This window comes from Candidatus Streptomyces philanthi (genome assembly GCF_059553635.1).
Genome location: NZ_JCANQV010000337.1, coordinates 1 through 5,782 on the forward strand (window position 1 = coordinate 1; position 5,782 = coordinate 5,782).

Sequence of the window (5,782 nt, forward strand, 5' to 3'; positions counted from 1 at the left end):
GGGCGCCGAGCAGGGCGACCGCCTCGGGGGCGCGCAGCAGCAGGTCGGGGGCGAGGCGGCCGGCGGACAGTACCCGGGCGAGGTTCTCGGCGGCGGCGCCCTCGTCCCTCAGCAGCCGTAGGTACCAGGGGGTCTTGCCGAGGGCGTCGGAAACCTTGCGGAAGTTGAGGAGTCCCGCGTCCGGGTCGGCGGAGTCGGCGAACCAGCCGAGCAGGACGGGCAGCAGGGTCCGCTGGATGGCGGCCTTGCGGGAGACGCCGGAGGCCAGGGCCTCCAGGTGGCGCAGGGCGGCGACGGGGTCGGCGTAGCCGAGGGCCTCCAGGCGCTGGCCGGCGGCCTTGGCGGAGAGGCGGGTCTCGCCCGGTTCCAGGTGGGCGACGGCGTCCAGCAGCGGCCGGTAGAAGAGTTTCTCGTGGAGCCGGCGCACCTCGCGTGCATGCCATTTCCATTTCTTGCGCAAGGCGTCGACGGGTTCGGTGCGCAGTCCCATCGAGCGGGCCAGGCGCCGCAGATCGCTCTCGTTCTCCGGCATCAGATGGGTGCGCCGCATCCGGTGGAGCTGGATGCGGTGTTCGAGGGTGCGCAGGAAGCGGTAGGCGGTGTCGAGGGCGGCGGCGTCCTGGCGGCCGACGTAGCCGCCGGCGGCGAGCGCGGCGAGGGCGTCGAGGGTGGTGGGGCTGCGGAGGGTGGCGTCCGCGCGCCCGTGGACCAACTGGAGGAGCTGGACGGCGAATTCGACGTCACGCAGTCCGCCGGGGCCCAGTTTCAGCTCGCGGTCGACCTGGGCGGCGGGGATGTTCTCGACGACGCGGCGGCGCATCGCGCGGACGTCGGTGACGAAGTTCTCGCGCTCGGCGACCTGCCACACCATGGGTGCCAGTGCCTCGGTGTAGGCGTGCCCGAGGTCGGGGTCGCCGGCCATGGGGCGGGCCTTGAGGAGGGCCTGGAACTCCCAGGTCTTGGCCCAGCGCTGGTAGTAGGCGAGGTGGCTGCTGAGGGTGCGGACGAGGGGGCCGTTGCGGCCCTCGGGGCGGAGGTTGGCGTCGACGGGCCAGATGGTGCCCTCGGTGGTGGTGTCGGAGCAGACCCGCATCATCCGGGAGGCGAGGCGGGTGGCGGCCTGGAGTGCCTTGTCCTCCTCGGTCCCCTCCCTCGCCTCGGCCACGAGGACGACGTCGACGTCGGAGACGTAGTTCAGTTCCCGGCCGCCGCACTTGCCCATGCCGATGACGGCGAGCCGGCAGACTGCCGCGTCGCCGGGCGCCTCCTCGTACGCGATCTGGAGGGCCGCGCGGACGGTGGCGGTGGCGAGGTCGGCGAGTTCGGCGGCGACCTCGGACAGGCCGGTGGTGCCGCACACGTCGCGGGCCGCGATGCCGAGGAGGGCGCGGCGGTAGGCGATGCGCAGCGCGTCGGGGCGGGGCAGTCCGGCGCCCTGGTCGCCCCAGACGCCCTCGGCGAGCGCGCCCTCGAACTCGGGGGTGGCGGGGTGCAGGTCGGCGGCCTCGTAGGTGGCGAGGGAACGCCAGTCGCCGGGGTGGCGCGCGAGGTGGTCGCCGAGTGCCTCGGAGGCGCCGAGGACGCCGAACAGCCGGTCGCGCAGGGGCTTGGAGGTGGTGAGGGTGCCGAGCAGCAGCTGCCGTGCGGCGGGGTCCTGGGCCTCGACGAGGCGGGAGAGGCCGTGGAGCGCCAGGTCGGGGTCGGCGGTGGCGCCGAGTGCGTCGAGGAGGACGGAGTCGTCGCGTACGGGGGCGAGGACGGGGGCTTCGAGGAGCCGTCCGGCGGCCGACGGGTCGGTGAAGCCGTGCCGGAGCAGGCGGGTGAAGGTGCTGCTGCGGCGTCCCTGGGGAGCGGGAAGTGCCATGGTGCGGCCTCTCGGTGACGCGGCGGTGGGTCCGACGGTCCGTGGCGGGTGCCGCGCCCGGGGGGTGCGGCACCCGGGCGGGTCACAGCACGGGCAGCATCTTGCGCAGCTCGAAGGCGGTGACCTCGGAGCGGTACTCCTCCCACTCCTGCTTCTTGTTGCGGAGGAAGAAATCGAAGACGTGTTCGCCGAGGGTCTCGGCGACCAGTTCGCTGCGTTCCATCAGGTCGATGGCCTCGCCGAGGTTCTGCGGGAGGGGTTCGATGCCCATCGCGCGGCGTTCGGCGTCGGTGAGGGCCCAGACGTCGTCGTCGGCGCCGGCGGGGAGTTCGTAGCCCTCCTCGATGCCCTTGAGGCCGGCGGCGAGGAGCACCGCGTACGTCAGATAGGGGTTGGCCCCGGAGTCGATGGAGCGGACCTCGACGCGGGTGGAGCCCATCTTGCCGGGTTTGTACATGGGGACGCGGATGAGCGCGGAGCGGTTGTTGTGGCCCCAGCAGATGTAGGAGGGGGCCTCGCCGCCGGCGCCGGCGGTGCGGTTGGTGCCGCCCCAGATGCGCTTGTAGGAGTTGACCCACTGGTTGGTGACGGCGGAGATCTCGCCGGCGTGGCGGAGCAGTCCGGCGATGAAGGAGCGGCCGACCTTGGAGAGCTGGTACTCGGCGCCCGATTCGTGGAAGGCGTTGCGGTCGCCCTCGAAGAGGGAGAGGTGGGTGTGCATGCCGGAGCCGGGGTACTCGGAGAACGGCTTGGGCATGAACGTCGCCTGGACGCCCTGTTCCAGTGCGACCTGCTTCATCACGAGGCGGAAGGTCATGATGTTGTCGGCGGTGGAGAGCGCGTCGGCGTAGCGGAGGTCGATCTCCTGCTGGCCGGGGGCGCCCTCGTGGTGGCTGAACTCCACCGAGATGCCCATCGACTCCAGCATGGTGATGGCCTGCCGTCGGAAGTCCATGCCGACGTTCTGCGGGGTGTGGTCGAAGTAGCCGGAGGAGTCGCCGGGGATGGGGCGGGAGCCGTCGACGGGCTTGTCCTTGAGCAGGAAGAACTCGATCTCGGGGTGGGTGTAGAAGGTGAACCCGAGGTCGGAGGTCTTGGCGAGGATGCGCTTGAGGACGTAGCGGGGGTCGGCGTACGAGGGTGAGCCGTCCGGCATGAGGATGTCGCAGAACATCCGGGCGGTGCCGGGGCCCTCGGCGCGCCACGGCAGGATCTGGAAGGTGCCCGGGTCCGGCTTGGCGATCATGTCGGACTCGTAGACGCGGGCGAAGCCCTCGATGGCGGAGCCGTCGAAGCCGATGCCCTCGTCGAACGCCTGTTCAAGCTCGGCGGGGGCCACCGCGACCGACTTCAGGAAGCCTAGGACGTCGGTGAACCACAGCCGTACGAAGCGAATGTCGCGCTCCTCCAGCGTGCGGAGCACAAACTCCTGCTGCTTGTCCATGGCTCACCATTCCTTGCAGGTCAATCGGCCTGTCCGCCGCGTGTGGACGCACGTCGTGCGGGCACACCAGTATCACGTGCGGGGGTTACCGTCACATTACGCACCCTTGGCCTGAATCAGAACCGCCGGGCCGTGACCTCCGGGGGGCGTCCCTCGTGGCCCGAGGGGCGGTGGCGCGGCGGGGACCGTCGATCACGCGTGTGACCGGCGGTGTCCCGGGCGGCACGGGCGGCACAGCGGCGTCAGGTGGCGAAGGGCTTGGCGCACTTTTGGGCCACCGCTGACATGTCGTTGACGCGGAGGGCGCGGGTCCGCGCCGTGGTGGCCCGGGGCGGGGCGGCGGCCCCCGGACGGGCGCGCGCATCAGGCCGCCGGGGCGTCCAGGACGGCCCGTACCACCGCGTCGGGCGCGTCGGCCATCACCATGTGCCCGGAGGGCGCGGCCACCGTGAACCGTCCGCCGAGCGTGGTGGCCAGGGTCCGCTGCCGTTCCAGCCAGCGCAGTTCCCGGGCCCGCTCGCTGCCGTCGTACGCGGCCAGGACGGTGACGGGGACGCCGGGCAGCGGGTGGCCGGGGCGCAGGGCGGCGAGGTCGGCGGCCTGGTGGAGATAGGCGGCGTTCTCCAGGGCGCAGGCGCGCAGGACCCGGCCGGTGCGGTGGACGGTGTGCTGCCAGGGGTGCGCGGGGTGCCGGCCGAGGGTGCCGGTCCGGTTGACGAGCCTGCGGCCGGCGGGGCCGAGGAGGTGGGTCAGTCCGGCGGCGGAGACGGCGTCCGCGGCCCGGCCCGCCCAGGCGCCGTGGAGCTCCGGGGGCAGGAGGGGCCGGGGGTCCTCCTCGACACTGCCGTCGACGAGGACGAGTCCGGCGCAGCGGCCGGGGTGCAGCCGGGCGAACGCCTCGGCGTGGAAGGCGGCCAGGGAGTGGCCGACGACGGTGCAGGGCCCGTCGTGTCCGAGGGCGTCGAGGACGCCGGTGATCCGGGCGGCCTCGTCCGCCAGGGCGGGCGCCGTGGGGGCCGGGGCGCTCAGGCCCAGTCCGGGGCGGTCGAAGCGGACGACAGTGCGGTGCGGGGCGAGCCGGGCGGCGACCTCGTCCCAGTCGAACCAGGCCATGCCGAGCCCGCCGCTGAGGACACAGACCGGGCCGCTGCCCTCGGCCAGGACGTGCAGGGGGATGCCGTCGACGCGCAGCATCCGGCCGGGGACGGGGGGACGGCTCATTCGGGGGCTCCCGGGGGGCTTTTCGGCGCCTGCGAGGGGGCGGGGACGGGGTGGTGCGGGGCGGGGCGTGCGCCGTCGGCGGCGGTGTGCTCCTGGCGTGCGGTGCTCGCGGCGTACAGCGCGAGGAAAAGGGCGACCAGCAGCACCTGGAGGCGCTGGCCGAGGCCGAGCGCCCAGGTCCCGGCGCCCGCGGTGAACGCGGCGACCGACGCGAGGGTCCAGACGGTGGCGGCGGCGACGGCGGCGACGAGCACGGGCCCGAGGCGGCGGAGCGCCGGCCGGCCGCCCTCGCGGTGGGCGGCGACGGTGAGCAGGACCAGGGCGGCCAGCGCGCCGACCATGGCGAGGGTGCTGCTGAGGGCGTGCGCGGTGTGGGTGGCGGGCACCAGTCCGGCGGTCTCGCGGGCCGCGCACTCCGGGTCGCTGGTGGGGGCGCAGCTCAGCGGCAGCCGGGAGTCGACGGCGGTGGCGGCGCCGAAGAGGGCGAGGGCCAGGCGTCCGGTCGTGGTCCAGGGGCCGGTCCGGCCCGCCGTGAGCAGGGTGAGCGCGCCGGCGAGGACCAGGAGTCCGGCGGCCAGGTCGGTGGCGCGGAAGAGTCCGCCGAGAGGCTGGTCGGCGGCGGCGAGTTCGCTGACGTAGGTCTGGACGGGGTTGAGTCCGGTGGCGACGACCACTTCGAGGACCCAGGCGGTGTAGGCGAGGGCGCCGAGCAGCAGCAGGGCGGCGCCGGCGGTCCGGCGGCGGGAGGCGGCGGTGCGGGTCGCGGTCACGGACGTCCTGGGGTCGGAGGTTCCGGCGGGCGGCCGGTCTGTCCGTCGTGTGACGGGTGTGTCGTGGGGCGGGTACGGGGCGCGGGGCGGGCGGTGGTGCGGGTGTCCAGAATAGGCGCGGGTGCGGGTTTCGAGAGGTGCGCGGAAGTGCCGGGAAGATCTCACCGCCGGCGGGAACTCCGCGGGACACGCCGTGCCGGTGCCGCTGTCCGGCGCGGAGTTCCGGGGCGCCAGGAGTGGCCGTACGGAGGGGGGAACGGGCGGTTCCGCGTTCCCCGGGCGTCCGGCGGGGCGCCACGGGGCCGATAGGCCGCAGGGTTAGGGTGCGGACAGGTGTGCGCCGTGGCGTTCCGCCAGGTCCGCTCCGTGCGCGCACGCCCGCGCACGCCCCGTGCGCCGCCCAGCCGATCGAGCGCCGAGAGGCCCGTGATGCGTGAACAGTCGCCGGTGACCGCAGGGCGCGGTCCGCTGCCGCTGTCCGCC

4 protein-coding genes are annotated in these 5,782 nt (G+C 74.1%); all 4 read right to left on the minus strand.

The genetic code is table 11. The features are described 5' to 3' along the window. A partial coding sequence (locus AC51EU_RS26200; protein WP_496269551.1) for a bifunctional [glutamine synthetase] adenylyltransferase/[glutamine synthetase]-adenylyl-L-tyrosine phosphorylase occupies positions 1 to 1,864 on the minus strand: 1,864 nt, incomplete at its 3' end. Between the two features lie 82 nt (positions 1,865 to 1,946). Next, on the minus strand, positions 1,947 to 3,308 hold the full coding sequence (glnA, locus tag AC51EU_RS26205; RefSeq protein ID WP_496269552.1) for a type I glutamate--ammonia ligase: 1,362 nt from the start codon (positions 3,306 to 3,308) through the stop codon (positions 1,947 to 1,949). 363 nt (positions 3,309 to 3,671) lie between these two features. Then, positions 3,672 to 4,529, minus strand: coding sequence for an alpha/beta fold hydrolase (locus tag AC51EU_RS26210; RefSeq protein ID WP_496269553.1), 858 nt, complete (start codon positions 4,527 to 4,529; stop codon positions 3,672 to 3,674). Next, on the minus strand, positions 4,526 to 5,299 hold the full coding sequence (locus AC51EU_RS26215; protein WP_496269554.1) for a DUF998 domain-containing protein: 774 nt from the start codon (positions 5,297 to 5,299) through the stop codon (positions 4,526 to 4,528). Before AC51EU_RS26215 ends, AC51EU_RS26210 begins: the two co-directional genes overlap by 4 nt. Positions 5,300 to 5,782: the final 483 nt, after the last annotated feature.

Coding starts and splice junctions, on each gene's coding strand:
- glnA (WP_496269552.1), bottom strand. CDS start 3,308: ATGGACAAGCAGCAGGAGTTTGTGCTCCGCACGCTGGAGGAGCGCGAC.
- AC51EU_RS26210 (WP_496269553.1), bottom strand. CDS start 4,529: ATGAGCCGTCCCCCCGTCCCCGGCCGGATGCTGCGCGTCGACGGCATC.